This window comes from Herpetosiphon geysericola (assembly GCF_001306135.1).
Classification (GTDB): domain Bacteria; phylum Chloroflexota; class Chloroflexia; order Chloroflexales; family Herpetosiphonaceae; genus Herpetosiphon; species Herpetosiphon geysericola.
In genome coordinates this window covers 141,557-161,217 of the sequence record NZ_LGKP01000035.1, presented here as the reverse complement: position 1 = coordinate 161,217, position 19,661 = coordinate 141,557, and the positions used below count along the sequence as shown (strand labels likewise).

16 protein-coding genes and 1 pseudogene are annotated in these 19,661 nt (G+C 50.8%); 9 read left to right on the top strand and 8 right to left on the bottom strand.

Annotated elements, in window-relative coordinates; all coding sequences use genetic code 11:
• Positions 1-29: 29 nt before the first annotated feature.
• The 5 genes from SE18_RS21525 (at position 30) to SE18_RS21505 (ending at position 4,229) form a co-directional block, all read left to right on the top strand.
• Positions 30-284: a YggT family protein gene (locus SE18_RS21525; RefSeq protein WP_054536537.1), complete on the top strand. Its 255-nt coding sequence runs from the start codon at positions 30-32 to the stop codon at positions 282-284.
• An 89-nt stretch (positions 285-373) separates the two neighbouring features.
• On the top strand, positions 374-2,026 hold the full coding sequence (locus tag SE18_RS21520) for a spermidine synthase (protein ID WP_201783523.1): 1,653 nt from the start codon (positions 374-376) through the stop codon (positions 2,024-2,026).
• A gap of 1 nt (position 2,027) precedes the next feature.
• Positions 2,028-2,456 carry a hypothetical protein gene (locus tag SE18_RS21515; RefSeq protein ID WP_054536535.1) on the top strand — a complete coding sequence of 143 codons (429 nt, stop codon included), beginning with the start codon at positions 2,028-2,030 and terminating at the stop codon, positions 2,454-2,456.
• 313 nt (positions 2,457-2,769) lie between these two features.
• A complete protein-coding gene (locus SE18_RS21510; RefSeq protein WP_054536534.1) occupies positions 2,770-3,645 on the top strand; it encodes a class I SAM-dependent methyltransferase in 876 nt (291 codons plus the stop codon).
• Complete coding sequence (locus SE18_RS21505) at positions 3,642-4,229, top strand: histidine phosphatase family protein (RefSeq protein ID WP_054536533.1); 588 nt, start codon at positions 3,642-3,644, stop codon at positions 4,227-4,229. The genes SE18_RS21510 and SE18_RS21505 overlap by 4 nt, the downstream gene beginning before the upstream one ends.
• A 124-nt stretch (positions 4,230-4,353) precedes the next feature.
• Here SE18_RS21505 and SE18_RS21500 read toward each other — a convergent pair whose 3' ends face one another.
• From SE18_RS21500 to SE18_RS21465, 7 genes are all read right to left on the bottom strand, one after another.
• Positions 4,354-5,097, bottom strand: coding sequence for an amino acid hydroxylase (locus tag SE18_RS21500; RefSeq protein WP_054536532.1), 744 nt, complete (start codon positions 5,095-5,097; stop codon positions 4,354-4,356).
• A gap of 171 nt (positions 5,098-5,268) precedes the next feature.
• Complete coding sequence (locus SE18_RS21495) at positions 5,269-7,710, bottom strand: tetratricopeptide repeat protein (protein WP_054536531.1); 2,442 nt, start codon at positions 7,708-7,710, stop codon at positions 5,269-5,271.
• A 90-nt stretch (positions 7,711-7,800) separates the two neighbouring features.
• Positions 7,801-10,242 carry a tetratricopeptide repeat protein gene (locus tag SE18_RS21490; RefSeq protein WP_054536530.1) on the bottom strand — a complete coding sequence of 814 codons (2,442 nt, stop codon included), beginning with the start codon at positions 10,240-10,242 and terminating at the stop codon, positions 7,801-7,803.
• Positions 10,239-12,683, bottom strand: a complete 2,445-nt coding sequence (locus tag SE18_RS21485; protein ID WP_054536529.1) for a YfhO family protein — start codon at positions 12,681-12,683, stop codon at positions 10,239-10,241. The genes SE18_RS21490 and SE18_RS21485 overlap by 4 nt, the downstream gene beginning before the upstream one ends.
• Before the next feature lie 76 nt (positions 12,684-12,759).
• A complete protein-coding gene (locus SE18_RS21480) occupies positions 12,760-13,152 on the bottom strand; it encodes a hypothetical protein (protein ID WP_054536528.1) in 393 nt (130 codons plus the stop codon).
• A gap of 18 nt (positions 13,153-13,170) precedes the next feature.
• Positions 13,171-14,154 (bottom strand): WXG100 family type VII secretion target, encoded by a 984-nt coding sequence (locus SE18_RS21475; RefSeq protein WP_054536527.1) that lies wholly within the window; start codon positions 14,152-14,154, stop codon positions 13,171-13,173.
• A 489-nt stretch (positions 14,155-14,643) separates the two neighbouring features.
• Entirely contained in the window at positions 14,644-15,651 is a 1,008-nt protein-coding gene (locus tag SE18_RS21465; RefSeq protein WP_054536525.1) for an aminoglycoside phosphotransferase family protein, read from the bottom strand.
• A gap of 517 nt (positions 15,652-16,168) precedes the next feature.
• Here SE18_RS21465 and SE18_RS21460 point away from each other — a divergent pair.
• The 4 genes from SE18_RS21460 (at position 16,169) to SE18_RS21445 (ending at position 18,799) form a co-directional block, all read left to right on the top strand.
• Positions 16,169-16,996 (top strand): MOSC domain-containing protein, encoded by an 828-nt coding sequence (locus SE18_RS21460; protein WP_054536524.1) that lies wholly within the window; start codon positions 16,169-16,171, stop codon positions 16,994-16,996.
• A 28-nt stretch (positions 16,997-17,024) separates the two neighbouring features.
• Positions 17,025-17,231: a YwbE family protein gene (locus tag SE18_RS21455; RefSeq protein WP_054536523.1), complete on the top strand. Its 207-nt coding sequence runs from the start codon at positions 17,025-17,027 to the stop codon at positions 17,229-17,231.
• Positions 17,224-17,847 (top strand): histidine phosphatase family protein, encoded by a 624-nt coding sequence (locus SE18_RS21450; RefSeq protein ID WP_054536522.1) that lies wholly within the window; start codon positions 17,224-17,226, stop codon positions 17,845-17,847. Before SE18_RS21455 ends, SE18_RS21450 begins: the two co-directional genes overlap by 8 nt.
• Positions 17,848-17,947: 100 nt before the next feature.
• A complete protein-coding gene (locus tag SE18_RS21445; RefSeq protein ID WP_054536521.1) occupies positions 17,948-18,799 on the top strand; it encodes a hypothetical protein in 852 nt (283 codons plus the stop codon).
• On the opposite strand, the pseudogene SE18_RS28380 reads toward SE18_RS21445, so the two are convergent.
• A pseudogene (locus SE18_RS28380) lies at positions 18,796-19,656 on the bottom strand (BsuBI/PstI family type II restriction endonuclease); the annotation flags it as partial. The gene SE18_RS21445 and the pseudogene SE18_RS28380 sit on opposite strands and share 4 nt — an antisense overlap.
• Between the last annotated feature and the right edge of the window lie 5 nt (positions 19,657-19,661).

Sequence of the window (19,661 nt, the reverse complement as noted above, 5' to 3'; positions counted from 1 at the left end):
ATGCGGCAAACCACCTGTTGGGGGCGCTCATGGGCAATTTCATTAGCCAATTTTTTCTCCTGTTAATCCCGATTCTCGAAATCGCAATCTTTGTGCGAATCATCATGTCGTGGTTTGATCCACAAGGTCAATCACGGTTTGCCTTGATTCTGCGCGAAATTACCGACCCAATCTTGCTACCGATTCGGCGCGTTATTCCATCAGTTGGCATGTTTGATCTCTCGCCACTGATTGCGCTGCTGCTTCTGCAAGTTTTGCAAACGGTTTTTCAATCGGTTAGCTAAATTGCTTACCGATTTTCAGCTCATGTCGTGCCGTGGATGCAACGCCCAATGGGTGGCTTCCACGGCTTTTTGTTGAAAGGATTCAAGCATTGGCACGTCGTTACCTTATGTTGTTGGTCTTTGGTGCGGGGATCTGTACGCTCGGCATTGAAATGACTGCATCGCGGCTTTTAGCGCCCTATTTCGGCACATCGCAGTTGATTTGGGCCAATGTGATTGGCTTAACCTTGCTGTACCTGACCTTGGGTTATACGATTGGCGGGCGTTGGGCCGACCGTAGGCCAGAGTTGGGTTTGTTGTGTAGCATCATTTTGGTGGGCGCAATCACCGCCGCCGTGATTCCATGGATCTCGCGGCCAATTCTGAAGTGGTCGATTAGCGCCTTTGCAACCCGCTCGGCTGGGCCATTCGTTGGCTCGTTGCTTGGGGTTTTGGCCTTGTTCTCGGTGCCAATCACCTTGTTGGGCATGGTTAGCCCATTTGCAGTGCGCTTGGCCATTCGCGATGCAGCAGATGCAGGCAAGGCCGCTGGTAATCTCTCGGCCATCTCGACGCTTGGCTCGATTCTCGGAACCTTCTTGCCAGTGCTGTTTCTGATTCCCACGGTTGGCACGAATATGACGATTTATATTTTTGCCATGGGCTTGTTGCTGCTGGTGTTGCCTGGCTTCTGGATGGAACGGCGCAAGCTGTTGCCAGTGGCTTTGGTAGCGCTGATTGTGGTCATCGCCTTGGCATTTTGGCCCCGTAGCGAGCCAATTAAGGTTGCCGATTGCCGTGGCTGTAACCTGATTACCGAAGACGATTCGGCCTACAACTATATTCAGATTGTCGAACGTGGCAGCGATGACAACAAAATGATCGGCTTGGTGCTAAACGAGGGCCAAGCCATCCACTCAATCTACTACCCAAAATTTGAGCAAACCAATAATCCCAGCGATTTGCTGACCAACGGGCCATGGGATTTCTACAACATTGCGCCTTATTTCTACCCCAACCGTAGCGTTGAAAGCGTCAACAGCATGGCGATGGTTGGCTCGGCTGCTGGCTCGGTACCCAAGCAATTTCTCTCAATTTATGGCCCAGAGTCGGTGATCGATGGCATTGAAATTGATCCACGCATTGTTGAATTGGGCCGTGAATACTTCGCCATGCACGATGTTGAATATTACAAAGAACGTGGCGAAACGCCGCAGTTTCCTAATTTCAACACGCACGTTGCCGATGGCCGAATTTTCTTCGCTGGCAACGACAACAAATATGATATTATCGGCATGGATGCCTACAAACAGCCCTATATTCCGTTTCACCTGACCACGCGTGAGTTTTTTGAAACCGTGCGCGATCACTTGGCTCCTAACGGTGTGGCGGTGGTTAATGCAGGCAAGCCCAACACTGCTGCTGGCGGCGATTATCGCTTGGTCAATGTGTTGGCCAACACCATGAGCAGCGTTTTTGCCCATGTCTATATGATCGACGTGCCAAATAATTTCAATACGATGTTGATTGGCGTTCCAGCTGATGTTGGCGATGGGGTTGCCAACTTTGAAGCCAATTTGGCAACCATGCAAGACCCGACCTTGCGCTATGTGATGGAGCAAGCGCTGGCCAGCAATAGCAACAAAAAGCCAATTCGCCGCTGGGATGGCGTAGGCGAAAATCGCGTCTTTACCGATGACCTTGCGCCCGTTGAATCAGTGATTGATCGGATTATTTTGGGACAGGTTGATGAAGGCCAATAGTATGACAACATCGGATCAAGAAGCGATTAAACTGCGGCGTGCCAAGCGGCCCAAAGGCATTGTGCTGATGGTTGTGGCGTTGTATGGCGCCGCCGCGTTGGTGGTTATTTCGGCCTTGGCAACAGGCGGCAGCGATGTTATGCCCAGCGATGTGGCCAGCGTCGTGACGATTTACCTGATTGCCTTGGCCTTTGGCTTGTGGCGTTTATGGCGCTGGTCGTGGTTTGCCACCGTGATTATGTTTATTTTGAGCACGTTTTATGTGCTGAGCAATGCCCAATTACTTGGCAATTCGATTCTCAGCGTTGAGGTTATTTCACCCTTGCTGCTGATTGTGCTAGCCTTGGGCTATCTGCTCTCCAAAGATATTCGCACAGTTTATTTGCGCAATGGCTGGGAGCCAGTCGAAGAAGAAGAGCATAGAACATAGAGCATAGAACATAGGAGAAGGTCAAAAGTCAGAAGGCAAAAGTCAAAATGGGATCGGGGGCTGGGGGTCAGGGCTTTATGCTATGGGCTTTCGGACATTATTCGTGGAATTCGTGCAATTCGTGGCTAAAATAGCTTCGTGCCCTTCGCGTTCTTCGCGGTTTCCAGCCTTCGTGCTCTTCGTGCTCTTCGTGGATCAAAAACTTAACCTTCGAGAAACAATACAAACAAAGGTTTACTTATCAGGTTTGGCAGGGCCAAGCGGATAGTAGGGGTTACCAGCCCCTCGCCCCTGACCCCCGACCCCTAAAATTATGAAAACACTTTCACTGCTCACATCCGATAATTGGCACGATTACGCTTTGCTCGACAGTGGCAATGGCCGCAAACTTGAGCGCTTTGGCCCAGTCACGGTGATTCGCCCTGAAAGCGAGGCCTTGTGGCAACCCAAACTCGCTGCCAGCGCGTGGGAAGCGGCGCACGCAATTTACGAATATCAAGGCAAAGGCGAAAATTGGCGCAAACTCAAGCCGCATCCTGAAACATGGATGATGAGCTACCAAGGCTTGCGCTTCAAGGCCCAACTTACGCCATTTCGCCATGTTGGCGTTTTTCCCGAGCATGGTGCACAATGGGATTGGGTGGCCGAACACATTAAACGCGCCGACCAACAACCACGGGTGCTCAACCTGTTTGCCTATACTGGCGTGGCTTCGTTGGCCGCTGCCCAAGCAGGAGCCAAAGTTACCCACTTGGATGCCTCAAAGGCTTCGGTCGATTGGGCCAAAGAAAATCAAGCAGCCTCGGAATTAGCGCCCGATTCGATTCGCTGGATTATTGACGACGCTTTGAAGTTTGTGCGGCGTGAGGCCCGACGGGGCGCACATTACGAAGGCATTATTATGGACCCGCCAGCATTTGGGCGCGGCAGCCAAGGCCAAGTTTGGCAATTTGCCGAATCGTTTTCGGTGCTGTTGCAAGAATGTCGGGCAATTCTCGCGCCCAAACCATTGTTCTGCTTGGTAACGACCTACGATACCCGCGCCTCGGCCTTGATGCTCGCCAATACGCTGAGCGATAGCCTCACTGGCTTGGATGGAACGCTTGATGCAGGCGAACAAACCTTGCGCGAACAATCGGCTGGTCGGTTGCTATCGACCTCAATTTATGCCCGCTGGAGTGCCAAATGAGCCATGAATGCTGGCTGATACGCCATGGGGAGAGTGCCGCCAACGCTGGCCAACGAACCGCCGACCCAGCCAGCATTCCCTTGACTGAGCTTGGCTGGCAACAAGCCAATAGTTTAGTTGAACGGCTGCCGCAGCCAGATCGGGTGATTGTTTCGCAATATTTGCGCACGCAGCAAACCGCAACGCCATTGCTTGAGCGCTACCCACAGTTGCAAGCAGAAATCTGGCCAATTCACGAATTCACCTATCTTTCGCCAGCGCTTTGCAGCAACACCAACCAAGCCGATCGTCAGCCAATGGTTACGGAATATTGGCAGCGCTGCGACCCTGATTATCGCCATGGACCCGATGCAGAAAGCTTTCGCATGCTCATCGAACGGGTGCAAGCAGCGTTGCAACAGCTGCAAACCTTGGATGGAATAAGCTGCGTTTTTGCCCATGGTCAAGTTATTCGCACCATGCTTTGGCTGCAAACCCAAACCATCACCACCATTGATCAAGCCTTGATGCAACGCTGGCATGCCCACGGCAATCAGCAAGTGGTTGGCAATGCTGAATGCATTCGTTTGACATGGCCAGAATAGCGAATTGGGCTTTTGGCTAAGGGCTAACAGCTGGCACAACAACTGTTTAGTTAATGGAAACCACACAACCAAAAAGCCCCTCTCCTGTTGCATAGGAGAGAGGCTTAATTGCCTATTGCTCAGCTTATAAAGGTAATGATGGCTTGGGCAAGCCCTCTAATTCTGCATATTCATAGACAATTGAGCGCAAATGATCGAGGCTATTGAGAATAAAATAGTGCTCGTGATAGCCATAGGGAGCCGAGGCAGTATCGGCAACGCGTTCAATATCGAACTCATAGCGTGGCGTTTCTGGATTGAGCGAATGCAACAATTCGCCTGGCGATGAGAGCAACCCAGCGCCGAGAACCTTCAACTCGCCATTTTCGCGCAGCAAGCCAAACTCGGTGCTAAACCACCAAATTCGCGCAATGCCTAATTGCTGGCGTTCGTCCTTGGCCGAAAGATACAACGGCCCAAATAATTGGGCAATATCGGCAAACTCTTTATTGGTGAAGGCAGGCAAGTGGCCAAAATATTCGTGAAACAAATCAGGGAGCGGCGTAAATTCCAATTCATGCGGACGGCGAATGTAATTGGTCACCGGGAAACGCCGATCAGCGATGTGCTCGAACCATTCGGTTGGCCCAAGGTAGGCATTTTGCGCATCGCCCAAAGCCCAGCCAGTCAGCGTATTCAAGTGATCGCTCACGGCCAATGGATCGGGCAAATGGGTACGGTTGAGGTTCAATATATCGATGCCATCGAGAAAAAGCTGGCAGGCATGTTCTTGGGCGAGCGGCAATTGGCGCTGCCAAAGCGCTGCCCATGTATCGTGATCTTCTTGTGGATATTCCAAGCGGCTAAGGGTTGGCGATGCGGTGGCCATTGATCACTCCTTTGTGTAAGCCATAGGCTGCCAACCAAGCCCAAGCATGGGAGTGCGGCGGCAGCAGTGCCAAAATACTTGCCTCGCTATTGTACCAAATCTCAACTACATTCCCAACAGCGGTGTAATAGAATTACCATGATTTATGTACATTCATGCATACATCAAAATTTAATCCTTCAGCATCGCATCCAACAGGGTATCATCAAACGGCTGGTGATTCTGCAAATTATGCAGTTGCTGCTCATGTTCCTGCACCCGCTCGATGCCTAAGGGTCGTTCTTGTTCTAAAACTGACTGCATGCGTGATTCTGCTTCAGCCACATCACCAAGTTTCCAATAAAGGATACCTATTTTCCATTCAATTGCTAAATTTATTACGCGATTATAGTGCTGCATAATCGCGTGCGCTTGAGTAAGTTTCTCGATTGCTTGGGTATATTGACCTTTTACAACAAGTAATTTCGCCTGACCTTGGAGCATATACGCCCGACCTTCATCAAAATTAAGTCGCTCAACAATAATAATTGCTTGCTCCAAGGCCAATTGCGCTTTATCAAGCTGATGCAATTTAAGATAAGTTTGCCCAAGGTTATACAAAGCGCGACATTCATCTGCTTGATCTTCAAATTTTTGTGCCAACGCTATTGCTTCGATAAAATAACTAACTGCTTCTTCATTTCGATCAAGTGCTTTAAGTTTTACTGCAAGATTGTTAACTAAAAGGCTTTCTGTTGAATCGTTAATGCCACTCAATCGAAAAACATGCAGGGCTTCAAGCTTCAATTCAAGGGCTTTTTCCGAATTAACTCTGCCGCCCATTGCATTATAACAAGAAGACATATCCGATAAAACAAGTGTTTGTAGATTAAGATTTTGGATTTCAATCGCAATTTGCTTAACACGTTCATACCAACTAAGCGCTAATTCATAATTACCGTCATGTAAATAACCATTTGCCCGCTTCAAACCAAAAATTCCTGCCTTATAGAATTCTTGAATGCGAAGTGCTGCCTCAAATGCTATTTCGTAATCATCAAATTTAACAAATCGCCGTCCAACTCTAATAGTATCAGTTTTACCACTATATAATGCCATTTCAACCAAAATTTGATCACTCGTTTGAGCAATTGGTTGTTCTTTTACCCAGTTCCATGTGGCTACAAGATGGGCATGTTCACGATCAAACATATCAATACTTTGGGTTTGGGCCGCTCCACCAAGCTTATAGGTATCTGAAATGGACTTAATGGTTTTGGCGCTAGCTTGGGCATAATTCAATTGCGTTTGCGCCACTTCCCCTTCCGTCAGATAGCGCCGCAACACGCTGCGCACCAAGTCGTGCATCCGCCAACGTTCTTGACGATGATCAAATTGAATCAAATTGTGCGACGCCAGCTTATACAGCAAATTTTCGTTCGCCATGTCCAGCGACAACCCTGCCGTCGCCAACCCCAATTCGCTGCCGAAATCGGCTACCACCACACTCACCTGCCGCGCCAACGCTTGTAATTCGCTCGGCAACTGCGCATAGCTCAAGGCCAACGACGCTGCGACACTCGTCTGCGGATCGTCGGGATGGTCCAAGGCCGCCAGTTGCTGCTGCTGATCCTGCAACTGCGCCAGATAGTCATCGATTGCCAGCGCCGGATTGTCCGCCAGAATACTCGCGCTGATCCGCAAGGCCAAGGGCAAATAGCCACAGGCCGCCGCCAGCTGCTGCGCGTTTCCCGCATCCAACCGCGCACAAATCTGTTGCAGCAAAGCGATGGCATCCGCCGCCGCCAATTCCGTCACCTGCAATTGCGCCATCAGCGGCATCACAAACCGCAAACGGCTCGTCACCAGCAAACAATTCCCCGTTGGCGGGGTCAAATCCTGCACATGGGCCAAATCGCGGGCATCATCGGCCAAGATCAGCACCCGCTTGCCCGTCAACAGCTCCTGATATTGAGCAAGCAATTGGTCCCGTTGTTCCGGCAGTTTGGCATTCGGCTGAAACTGGCTGATCACGCTGCCCAATGCTTGCTCTACCGTCAGCGGTTGCTCGCGCGAGCCATACAAATTCAGCACAAGTTGCGCATCGGGAAAATGCGGAATCAACTGATGCGCCAGATAAATCGCCAGCTCGGTTTTGCCCACCCCGCCCATGCCTTGAATCCCGCTAATCACCGCGCCACGCGCAGCAGTACGCGCTACATCTAACGCATAACTGACCTGTTTGAGTTCTGCGGTGCGGCCCACAAAATCGGCCAAGATCGGGCGTAGTTGGTGCAAGTTTGGTGCAGGGGTCGGGGCGGCGGCCAGCAGCTGCGCGCCATTGAGCACGTTGGTCAAGTGCTGAATCAGGGCTTTTTGGTGGCGATGATAAGTGGCCTTATGGATGTTGAGCAACGAACAATAGGTTTCAACGGGCGCGCCAGGATAGGTAGTCAGCACAGTCAGCACGGCCTGCTGATTGGCTTCGAGCGGTAGCTGTTGTAACTGCTGATAAAACGCGCTCAGACCACCATGCTGCTGAATCGTCTGCCGCCAGTTCGTGTGGCTCAGCAAGCGTTCTGGGCGTTGCAACACATCCTGCACCACCCGTTCGTTCCACAAAGTCGTTGTCATTGTGCAGCCTTTCGCCTAGGTTTCACATTCCCAATAACGCAGCACTAGAATTGCTAGGCAATAATGGAATATTGCACATGCAAACTAAACTTATTCATCGATAATTGCATCCAACAGGGTATCATCAAACGGCTGGTAATTGAGCAAATTATACAGTTGCTGTTCATGCTCATGGACCCGCTCGATGCCTAAGGGTCGTTCTTGCTCTAAAACTGCCTGCATGCGTGATTCTGCTTCAGCCACATCACCAAGTTTCCAATAAAGGATGCCTATTTTCCATTGAATGTTTAAGGCAATAGTCCGATTATAATGCTGCATAAGCATATACGACTGCTTCAATGTTTCGATTGCTTGGTAATAGTTTTTTTGCAAAATCGCTACATTGGCTAGGCCTTGTAGCATGTAAGCACGTCCTTCATCGAAATTCATTCGCTCAACAATTGCGATTGCCTGATCAAACGCTATTTGAGCTTGGTCAAGTTGGCGCAATTTGAGATAAGTTTCTCCGAGATTATAGAGTGCACGACACTCATCATCCTGGTTCTCAGATTTTTGAGCGATAGTAACAGCTTCAATAAAATACTCAGCAGCTTCTTCATGGTATCCAAGCAACGTAAGGATTGTTGCAAGATTATTTACTCTGAGGCTTTCACCTGCACCATCATACCCACTTAACCGAAACAATCGTAGTGCCTCTCGCTCTAATTCCAGTGCCTTTTCCAGATATTGATCACCACCCATTTCGCAATAACAGGTGGCCATGTCACCTAAACATAACGATTGTAAATAGAGATCGTTAAGCTCTAAATCTATTGCATAAGATCGTTCGTGCCACATTAGTGCTGTTGAGAAATCGCCTTGTGTACAATATTGATTAGCAATCGACCCTGCAAATAGTGCAGCTTTATAAAGCTCTTGAATCCGTAATGCTGCATCGAACGTTGTCTCGCGTTCTGCTATAGTGCTATACCGTCGGCCAACACGAATCCGACTAACCCCTGCACTAAACCACCCTAATTCAACTAAAACTTGGTCTGTCGCTGGTGAAATTGGTTGCTGCAATACCCACTGCCACACCGCCACAATATGGGCATATTCACGATCAAAATTATCGATACTTTGGGTTTGCGCCGCTCCGCCAGCATGAAAATCTTGATAGATAGTCTTGAGCGTTTCAACACTGGCTTGGGCATAATTCAAATACGTTTGCGTCGCTTCCCCTTCCGTCAGATAGCGCCGCAACACGCTGCGCACCAAGTCGTGCATCCGCCAACGTTCTTGACGATGATCAAATTGAATCAAATTGTGCGACGCCAGCTTATACAGCAAATTTTCGTTCGCCATGTCCATCGACAACCCTGCCGTCGCCAACCCCAATTCGCTGCCGAAATCGGCTACCATCACACTCACCTGCCGCGCCAACGCTTGTAATTCGCTCGGCAACCGCGCATAGCTCAAGGCCAACGACGCTGCGACACTCGTCTGCGGATCGTCGGGATGATCCAAGGCCGCCAGTTGCTGCTGCTGATCCTGCAATTGCGCCAGATAGTCATCGATTGCTAGCGCCGGATTGTCCGCCAGAATACTCGCACTGATCCGCAATGCCAAGGGCAAATAGCCACAAGCCGCCGCCAGCTGCTGCGCGCTTTCCGCATCCAACCGCGCACAAATCTGTCGCAGCAAAGCGATGGCATCCACCGCCGCCAATTCCGTCACCTGCAATTGCGCCATCAGCGGCATCGCAAACCGCAAACGGCTCGTCACCAGCAAACAATTCCCCGTTGGCGGGGTCAAATCCTGCACATGGGCCAAATCGCGGGCATCATCGGCCAAGATCAGCACCCGCTTGCCCGTCAACAGCTCCTGATATTTGGCCAGCAATTGCTCCCGTTGTTCCGGCAGTTTGGCATTCGGCTGAAACTGGCTGATCACGCTACCCAATGCTTGCTCTACCGTCAGCGGTTGCTCGCGCGAGCCATACAAATTCAGTACAAGTTGCGCATCGGGAAAATGCGGAATCAACTGATGCGCCAGATAAATCGCCAGCTCGGTTTTGCCCACCCCGCCCATGCCTTGAATCCCGCTAATCACCGCGCCGCGCGCAGCAGTACGCGCTACATCTAACGCATAACTGACCTGTTTGAGTTCTGCGGTGCGGCCCACAAAATCAGCTAAGATCGGGCGTAGTTGGTGCAAGTTTGGTGCAGGGGTCGGGGCGGCGGCCAGCGGCTGCGCGCCATTGAGCACGCTGGTCAAGTGCTGAATCAGGGCTTTTTGGTGGCGATGATAAGTGGCCTTATGGATGTTGAGCAACGAACAATAGGTCTCAACGGGTGCGCCAGGATAGGTAGTCAGCACAGTCAGCACGGCCTGCTGATTGGCTTCGAGCGGTAGCTGTTGTAACTGCTGATAAAACGCGCTCAGACCACCATGCTGCTGAATCGTCTGCCGCCAGTTCGTGTGGCTCAGCAAGCGTTCTGGGCGTTGCAACACATCCTGCACCACCCGTTCGTTCCACAAAGTCGTTGTCATTGTGCAGCCTTTCGCTTAAATCGAATCCTATTCAACAGCAAGCCCAGCAGAATAAGGCCCAAACTAAGCCCACTCACCCAACCGCCAACGATCAAGCTCTGCGGTTGATAGCGAAATTCGACCGTATGCTGGCCCGCCGCTAACCATACGCTGCGCAAGGCATAATTGGTGCGATAGAGTTTGGCTGGCTGGCCATCAACCGTCACCTGCCAATCACTCGTGTAGGCATCGGCCAACACCAGCAAACCTGCTGCTGGCGTATCGACCTGAACGATAGCCTGATTTGGCGCATAGCTCAGGCTAGGCGTGAGCATTTGGGTTGGAGCTGGCCCAAGCGCTGGCACTGGCTCGGCCACAATCGCTCGAGTCGCAGGGTCGAAATCGCTGGCTGCCAGCCGATCAAGCTGGGCCAATTCAGTGCTAATAACCTCGGTTTGATAGACCATCCATGCTCGTGGCAGCACCTCAGGATTACGATAAATCGTGCCTTCATCGTTCCGTTGCACCAACTCCAACGGTTGATACAGCTCAGGGTTAGGGCTATTGGGGGTAAAGATCAGGTATTCCACATTTAGCATATTTAACAAGCGGCGCTGGTTGTAGGCCATGGTGAAATAAGCGTGTAAGCTATTGCCACCCTCGCCGAGTTTATGATAATCCTTGCCATCCATCAATCGAGTTAGCCGATTGTATTGGGCCAAATACAGCGATTGATAGCCGCGAATATCCTCGAGGCCAAAGGCGCTAAATACATTGGTTGGCATGGCCTGATAGTCAGCCCCGAAGACGCGAAAAACGCCGGGCTGGCGCAATAGAAAGTTAATTTGGCGGGTTGCTGGATACAGAATCGCTGCATCTTGCAGGGCTGGATCAGCCAGCAAACTGGCTTGCATATCAGCCGTCGCATGAAACAGCTTTGGATCAACGCTGGTATTATAGCTACTGCCATACCAGAGCAAATCGCCAACTACAACGATTAAAACCACAGCATTCGCCCAGCGGCGGGGAATTCGTTTAATCAATAAGCCAACCAAGGCCAAAGCGCTTAGCCCAAAAATAGCAAGGCTGATTGGGTTGAGCGCCAAACGCAGCAGCGTACTGTATTGGGCATAACGTGAGTTGGCAGTGAACAACGCAATGTGGTGTAATACCCAACCAGTCAGACCAAGCAAACCAAGCCCTAAAACGCCCCGTTGAAGCCAAAGCGCGCGCGTCGGTTTCGCCAGCGGCTGCTGCAAACTTTGCAGGCCATAGCCAGCCAACATCGCCACGGCAAAACCCCACAAACCAAACCAACGCTGATGGTCGGCAAATTGGCGATAGGGCGGAATTAGCCATAGCAACAATTGCAGCAATGGCGTGCCAACCGCAATCGCAAACGAGCTAAGCGCCAACAGTGCAAATAATTTAACGCCCCGTTGTTGGCTGCGCCACATCGCTAGCAAAGCAAGGCCCAAGGTTAATAAACCAGCATATGGTTGCACACCTTGCAACAAATGCGGTTGCCAAGCGCTTGGATTTTCGCGCGCAGCTCCATCGACAAGTGGCAAGCCCAAGCGCAAGAGCCAAAGCATAATCGAGCTGGCCGAGCCAAGCCCTGAGCCAATATCAAGCCGTTGGCCTTGGGCCGAAAGCGCAATTTGCGGCAACAATTGCACTGCGCTTAATCCCAATGCCAGCCCAATTGCACTACTAAATTGCGCAATTTGCTTGAAGCGCAAACGCCACGATGGCAACGCAATCAGCTGATACAGCAGCAAACAGCCAATCCCAAGATAGCAATAAAATGCCAGCTGAATTTGGCTGACCAATGGCAAGGCCAACACCAAACTTGCTTGTAGCCAATCACGCCAACGTTGGCTTTGCGAGGCTCGTAGCACCGCCCAAAAACACCACGGCAGCATGGCACAAGCAGCGCTAAATTCAGGAAAATGCAACCAATTGAGCAAAAAGCCACTCAGCATATAGCCAACCGCCGCCAAGCTAGCTGGCATTGCTTCAAGCTGCATGCGGCGGGCAAATTTGTAGCTACCAACGCCCGCCAACCAAACATTGATCAGCGTGTAGATGCCAAAGGCATAGCGCAAGGGCAGCAGCACAAACAGCCAACTTAGGGGGTAGAAAAAGGCCAATTGGCCATCAGCAAGCAACGGTGTGCCAGTTAAAATCGTTGGGTTCCAGAGGGGCAACGCGCCTTGTGCAAGCAGTTGGTTAGTTACCAGGCGGCGCGGATAAATTTGGGTAATCAGATCGCTATTAATCGGATTATTGACCGCCACCCGCTCATATGAAAAACGCCATGGATGCAGGTGGGCTACAATATCGAGCGGCAAAAACGTGTTGCCCAGCACAACCCGCCACATCAGTAGCAGGGCGACCACGGTGATACAAAGGTAGGGCCACCAGCGTTGCCACTGGCCTGAGAATGAGCGTTGTTCCATGGCGATAATTCCATTTAAAAGCCCATGGGCTGAAGCTCAACCCATGGGCAACAATCCGACGCTCAATTATACGGTATTAGCTGGCCAAATGTGCTGGTCGGCGTTTGAACCACCACCACAAGCCACCAATCGCCACCAGCGGAAGCATGATCCAAAGGCCAAATTGCCAGCGTTGGCTTTGGGCCAAGGCCTGCTCAAATTGCGCAATTGCCTGACCATTGCTGGCACAAAAACCAGTGCCATCAGGCCGACAACGCTCAATCGGATCAAACCGTGATAAGTTGCTGAAGCACCAATAGCACCCAGCAAGGCTCGCAAAGCTAAGCCCACTGGCAAGGAGCATTGGCAAACGTTTGGCTGTTGCATTTGGGCTGGTCAACTGACCAATAAGATAGCCCAAACCCAAGCTACTGAATACAAAAAAGACCAATAAACCGCTGATCATCAACAGATCACTAAACCCTGCCATGTGCCAACTCCCAGCCAACTAGCGATGATTCTTGCCTGAGGTCGTTTTATCGAGCTGAACTAAGTTATCACGATTGGCCAAAATTTCAGCATGCAGCTGCTCTTGGGTCATCGAGGTGCCGTATTTGTTCCAGAGATCGATGCCCATTTGCACGGTCAGCACATCGCCTGGATCGTTGGTTCCGGTCAGCGCATCGCCAAGGTTGGCTCCATCTTGCAGGGTTTTAGCGTCAAAGCCAGCAGCTGTGCCAACATAGCCATAGTGAATATTCGACCAAATATCGTAATAGTATTCGTTGGTTTGGTCGCCACGAATTGGGAAGTAATAGTCCTTGTCGTTTTTGAGGCCAAGCATATCGCCCAAAATCGGCTTGTGATCCCAATCGCTGCCAGCATGAACTTTGGCTGTCCACATAGCTAAGGCCGCAATAATTTTATCGCCAGAATTACTGCCGCTGAGCATATCGTACCATTTTGGATTCATGGCCGAATCAAGCAGCGATTTCATCTGTTTGACTACATCGCTTTGGGCGTTGTTGACCATTTCTTGGTGCATATATTCGATGGCTTTGTCGAAACGGTCGTAGTTATTGGGGTCGGCGGGTGCGGTTGGGGTTGGCGTTTCTTCAGCAGAAAATTGGGCGGCATTGGCGAACATGGACACGCCGCCACCACGGAAGGCTGAAACGCCTTCAGTCGGCGAGCCTTGGAACAAGCGCGCTGCTTCTTCTTCAGCTTGGCGCATAACGGTTTTAATTTCCATGGTCAGCGCTTGGCTGGCCCGTAGCGCGGCGATCAAACGGCTGAACGCTGGGAAAACATCGGCTTGCATTTCGTTGGCAAACGCTCTGGCTGCATCGCCCTGCCATTGGCCACCAACTAGCGCATCGTGCATTTGACGAATGCTTTGGGCGATCGCTTCGCTTTGATCTGCTTGACGATTAAAACGATTGGCGATTTGCTCAAGCTGCTCATACTGAGCTTGAACGATTTCTGCGGTCATCGGTTGATTCCTCCTACACAATATGGTGGTGAATTGGGGAATACGGAGGTGGTATGAGGCTGGCATGAGTTGTATTCTCACCAACCAAAAGTATAACACGTTCAGCTCTGCCAACCGCAAATGGAAAGTCAGAAGGCAAAAATCAAAAGTCAAAAATTTAACGCAGTGGCGCAGAGTAACCGAAGGATGAAGGATGCAATGCCAAAGCAGAAGGCAGAAGGCAAAATCAAAAGAGCATCCAACAGAGAACAGAGGGATGAAGGATGCAATGCACGGACGAGGGAATGAGCAACCTTCGCGATCTTCGCGTCCTTCGCGGTTTCGGTGCTTCGTGGCCTTCGTGGATCAAATCAACCACATCTGGCCAATCACTGCTGGCAAATTGCCCAGCCAATTGGCTTTGATATGGCTCGACTGCATCGACCACAAATTGAATTGTGCCATGGCCTTGAGCTAAAATCGGGGCAATTGCAGGCATTATACACCTCTCTAACTTGCGCGATCTGCTTGATAGGCCGATTCAATAATGTTGCCAGCCAAAAAGCGTGAGCGCAGCGATTGTAAGGCAGCTTGTTTGATCGTTTGGGGAGCGTCGCGGCGCAACAACACACGTTGGGCATAATCGCCAAGGTCTTGAATTACGCGCTCATACCGATAATAGGCCAAGGCTTTGTAGTCAATTGTTGGTTGGCCGTAGCCCTCAAAAAACCATTGTTCTTCGTGACGCTGCACTGGCACGCCAATCACCGAGCCAACTACAAAGCGCAAATCGCGCTCTTTTGGCGCAAACAGCGGGTAATCCCAATCGACAATATTAATTTGCTGAATCTGATCGAGCACAATATTGGCAGTATGAATATCGCCATGGCTCAGCCCAAACTCACGGGCATTGGCTCGCAGATAGTGGCCAAGCTCGCTAATCCGTTCGATCACATAGCTAATTTCGCGCGTCTTGACCCGCCAAAAATCGATTAATTCGGCGCTATAGCTATCGCCAATTGGCCAGGTGTTAATGCTCTGGTGAATAGTTTGGACGGTCGGCAGCCATGGCGGGCGAAACTGCTCCCAGCGCAGCATGTGGCGCAATGGCGGGCGCACTTGCATCGTGTGAATACGGCGTAATTGCTGGCCAAAACTCTGCCATTGTTGGGCCGACATACCATGATCCATGCCCGTTGAACCTTCGATATAGGGGTAGAGCACGCTATGAAACTGTTGGCAACGCCCCCATAATTGCTGGGTGCGCGTATCAACCGGCGCAACCACCGCCGCCACCCCGCGATCCTTGAGATAGCGCGGCAACAAGACCCCAGCTTGATAGATTGAACCATATTTAAGCTTCAGAAAATACTGCTGTTCGCTCGTTTGCACCAAATAAAGCGCCGCCCGCGGATCATTGCCCCGCTCGATTTGCGCAATCGTACTGGCCTCAATTGCATAGGTTTGAACAAGATGTTGGCGAATTATTGCTTGGTCGGGGGCGTGAGCTTGCTGCATACCAGATTTCCTTGATTAACAGGCGTGCTCTACGCCCTTGGAAAGCACGCAAAATAAGCAATATTCAAACGTGAACGAACGCAACTGCAAAGCTTGATTGGTGCGAGAACGAAAACAGCCTGAGGCAATTAGCACTTGTTCGGCTTGGCCTAGCCTGTGGGAGCAGCGGCAAGGCCTAAGCGCATAGTTGGTTAAGTATCGACCTAGCTGTTTTGAATGTCAAGCAATTTGTTGTAAGTCAAAATTCAGAAATCAGAAATCAGAAGGCAAAAAGAACAAAGAGCATAGAAGTTGGGGATCGGGGGTTGGGGGTCGGGCTAGTAAGAACATAATCACAAGAATCTGTGCCAATCTGTGGCTAAAAAAACGTCCTTCGTGCTCTTCGCGGTCTTCGCGGTTTCCAAACTTCGTGCTCTTCGCGGTTTCACTCGCTGATTCCCTGACCCTTCACACCTGCCCCCTCGTCTTGTCCTTGCTCGTATAATGCGTTTAATCGTTGGCATTAGAGGAGTATGCAATGGCACAGGTGATTGATCTGACGATTTACCCGATTAAATCGACAGCAGGGATTAAGCTCGATCAAGCGCGGTTGGAGCTGCGTGGCTTTGCCTACGATCGACGTTGGGCAGTCGTTGCCAGCGAAAATCGACGCATTATCACGGCGCGCGAGCATGGCAAATTGTTGGCAATTCGCAGCCAAGTTACTCCTGATGGATTGCTTGTCCATTTGCCAAACATGGCTGAGCCGCTCGCCTTGCCCAAGCTGTTCAGCCCGATTGAGCGGGTCAATTTATGGGCCGAGGAGCAGCACCCAGCCATGGTCTATAACAAGGCGATTAATCAGGCCTTCAGTGAGTATCTTGGCCTCGATTGCTTGGTGATTTATATGGGCGAAGGCTGTGAGCGTGCGTTGCCAACCGACATGGCTTCGGGCTACACTGGGCGCAGCGACGACCGCGTGAGCTACGCCGACGATTATCCGATTTTGTTGGCCTCGCAAGCTTCGTTAGATGACCTCAATCAGCGGCTTGAACAACCAGCAAGCATGACCCAGTTTCGCCCAAATATTGTGATTGATGGTGCGCAAGCCTACCAAGAAGAGCAGTGGCAGTGGCTGCAAATTGGCGAATGTTTGTTTGAAGTTGCTCAAGCATGCCCACGCTGCGTGCTGATCACCGTCGATCCGACAACTGGCGAGAAACATGCTAAGCAAGAGCCATTGCGCAGCTTGGCCCGCTATCGCAAAACCGCTGGTGGCGTACCCTTTGGCATTCAGCTGGTGCCGCGCAAGTTTGGCCCAATTCAGCTTGGCGATCAGGTCGTTGTGCTCAAGCAGCCTGTATAATGAACCGATACGATTTTTAGGAGCAACCATGAACGGTCAACAACGTAGCGCAATCAAACCAGGCCTTCAAGTGGCGATTGTGCTCAAGCACGATCAGGCCACTGGCAAAACCACAACTGGCATTGTCAAAGATATTTTGACCAAATCGCCAAATCACCCACATGGCATCAAAGTGCGCTTGGTGAGCGGCGAAGTTGGGCGGGTTAAGCAGATTTTAGGCCCAACGAATGCGTAGAATCGCCCTCGTAACCCACCCTGAAGCGCAGCACCATGTTGAGCAAAAGGTTGGCGGCTGGTATAACACAGGCTTGACCGAGCGCGGCCAGCAGCAAGCTAAGGCAATTGCAGCGGTGTTGGCTGAACAATTGCCCTCAGCCAGCCCAATTTATAGCTCCGATTTGCAACGCACAGCCGAAACAGCGGCCTTGATTGCGAACAGTTTGCACAGCCAAGTTATGCTCGATCAGCGCTTGCGCGAGATGAGTTATGGCGCTGCTGAAGGCCGCGATCAAGCGTGGTTTGATCAGCAGATCGTTTACCCGCCACAAGGCGCAGGTCGGCTTGATCATCGGGTCTACCCAAGCAGCGAGAATCGGCGCGAACTAGCAACGAGGGTTTATGCTGCCATGGATACGATTATCAACTCAACAATGCAACAGCTGGTGATTGTGACCCACGGTTTTGCTGCTAGCTTTGTGATTGCGGCCTGGGTTGGGATGCCAATTGAGGCGCTTGGGTTAGTGGCATTTCAGCTTAATTCGGGCAGCATTTCGTGGCTAACCCAAAGTGCACCATTTAATAATCGCACGCTTGCCAGTTTAAATGATACGCGCCATTTGGCCAAACTTTGAAGGTTGGTCGTTAATCAGCTAAGCGACCCTTGACAGTGATTCATGCGATTCTTTAAAATAGCAAGGCTGTGCTATTTGATCGGATTGGAGCATCGGAATCATGGATATAGATGCGCTGTGGGAATATACTGATCCTGCTGCGAGCGAGAGTCGCTTTATTCAAGCCTTGGCCGAAACAACTGGCGATGCTCAGCTTGAACTGCTGAGCCAAATTGCCCGAACCTTTTCGTTGCGTGGGCGTTTTGCCGAAGCCCACGAACGGCTTGATCAGCTTGAGGCTCAATTAAATGGGGCGAGTGAGCGGCCTAAGGTGCGCTACTATCTCGAACGAGGCCGCACCCATAATGCTGCTGGCGAACACGAAATGGCAAGCTATTTCTTTAACCAAGCTTGGGAGCTTGCCTCGCATGCAGGCTTGGTTGGCTTGGCTGTTGATGCGGCGCATATGCTGGCAATTAGCAATCCTGGCAGCGAACAAGCCTTGGATTGGAACCAACGCGGCTTAGCCTTGGCCCGCAGCTCAGATGACCCCAAAGCTCAAGCCCTAATTCCCGCCATGCTCAATAATGCAGCGTGGGACTTCCACGAACGGGGCGAGTTTGCTGAAGCTTTAGCGTTATTCAACGAAGCAGAGCAAGCGTGGATCAGCCGTGAACGCCCGCGCCAAATTCAAATTGCCCGTTGGTCAGTGGCCCGCTGCTTACGCTCGTTGGGCGAATATCAGCAAGCGCTCGACTTGCAACAGGCGCTCGCCGCAGAATTACAAGCAGCAGAGCAGAGTGACGGCTTCGTGTTCGAAGAAATTGGCGAGAATTTAGCAGCCTTGGGTGAGCACGAAGCGGCCAAGCCTTATTTTGAGCAAGCGCTCAATGCTTTAGCCCAAGATCCATGGTTTGTCCAACATGAAGCAGCGCGCCTACTCAACCTCAAAATTCGCGCTGGCAAAGCCTAATAGGGGCCAAGAAAGCGTGAACCATTAAAATGAATCAAATGATCTGGAGCTTCGGCGATCCAGACTTCAGATTCCCATGAAATATCAGCTGCAAAGCGTGCCATCTCGCGGCGAGTTGCAAACGCTGTAACAAAAATTAAGCCAAGGTTGGCACGCTGAAAAAGCTGATTTAATTCCTGATAGCGTTTCCCATCAACTGGGCCATGGCTCGTAACTGCCTCAATCAAAAAAAGCCAGCCGTGAGTAGGCGCATACAAAATAACATCAGGCATTTTGCCATGCAGATTAAGCTCGATGCCTAAGCGTTCAAATTCAGCAGAATCAACATAGCCCCACTTTTGGCCTGTATCACCAACATACAATAACTTTCCATTTGGGACGTAGCGTGAGCCAAAATCTTCAATAATCGATTTAATCAGTTGACTATGCTCACCAATGCTCAGATTAATCGTTAAGTCTTGATCGAGCGTGACTGGTATTTTTTGAACTTCACGCAATTGGGCATAGGTTGTGCGTAAACCTGGTTGATTTTTTTGAAAGTGCGCTAGTTGATACAGCCATTGCTCACGATTAAATGCTTGGCATAAGGTTAAGGCTTCTGGGGTAATTTGGTAACACCATTTTGGGCTATTAATCGCTCGATTTGGTTGATCTGGGTTGGCAATCACAAGGCCTGCTTCAATAAATTGATGCATCGTTTGGCGACGAAAGGTTTCACGGGTATTGGGTGCGTAGATTTTAGCATAATGAAGCCGACACCAATCCATTATCGGCGTAATTCCAATTAATGGTGCGCTGGCTTCCTGCCATGGTTGGATTGGCTTAAGATCAAGTAATGCTAAAAGCGTTAATGCTGAACGCT

Bases quoted from the DNA above. Each gene is read 5' to 3' on its own strand.
- SE18_RS21525 (WP_054536537.1), top strand. From the start codon at position 30: ATGGGCAATTTCATTAGCCAATTTTTTCTCCTGTTAATCCCGATTCTC.
- SE18_RS21515 (WP_054536535.1), top strand. From the start codon at position 2,028: ATGACAACATCGGATCAAGAAGCGATTAAACTGCGGCGTGCCAAGCGG.
- SE18_RS21510 (WP_054536534.1), top strand. From the start codon at position 2,770: ATGAAAACACTTTCACTGCTCACATCCGATAATTGGCACGATTACGCT.
- SE18_RS21505 (WP_054536533.1), top strand. From the start codon at position 3,642: ATGAGCCATGAATGCTGGCTGATACGCCATGGGGAGAGTGCCGCCAAC.
- SE18_RS21500 (WP_054536532.1), bottom strand. From the start codon at position 5,097: ATGGCCACCGCATCGCCAACCCTTAGCCGCTTGGAATATCCACAAGAA.
- SE18_RS21495 (WP_054536531.1), bottom strand. From the start codon at position 7,710: ATGACAACGACTTTGTGGAACGAACGGGTGGTGCAGGATGTGTTGCAA.
- SE18_RS21490 (WP_054536530.1), bottom strand. From the start codon at position 10,242: ATGACAACGACTTTGTGGAACGAACGGGTGGTGCAGGATGTGTTGCAA.
- SE18_RS21485 (WP_054536529.1), bottom strand. From the start codon at position 12,683: ATGGAACAACGCTCATTCTCAGGCCAGTGGCAACGCTGGTGGCCCTAC.
- SE18_RS21480 (WP_054536528.1), bottom strand. From the start codon at position 13,152: ATGGCAGGGTTTAGTGATCTGTTGATGATCAGCGGTTTATTGGTCTTT.
- SE18_RS21475 (WP_054536527.1), bottom strand. From the start codon at position 14,154: ATGACCGCAGAAATCGTTCAAGCTCAGTATGAGCAGCTTGAGCAAATC.
- SE18_RS21465 (WP_054536525.1), bottom strand. From the start codon at position 15,651: ATGCAGCAAGCTCACGCCCCCGACCAAGCAATAATTCGCCAACATCTT.
- SE18_RS21460 (WP_054536524.1), top strand. From the start codon at position 16,169: ATGGCACAGGTGATTGATCTGACGATTTACCCGATTAAATCGACAGCA.
- SE18_RS21455 (WP_054536523.1), top strand. From the start codon at position 17,025: ATGAACGGTCAACAACGTAGCGCAATCAAACCAGGCCTTCAAGTGGCG.
- SE18_RS21450 (WP_054536522.1), top strand. From the start codon at position 17,224: ATGCGTAGAATCGCCCTCGTAACCCACCCTGAAGCGCAGCACCATGTT.
- SE18_RS21445 (WP_054536521.1), top strand. From the start codon at position 17,948: ATGGATATAGATGCGCTGTGGGAATATACTGATCCTGCTGCGAGCGAG.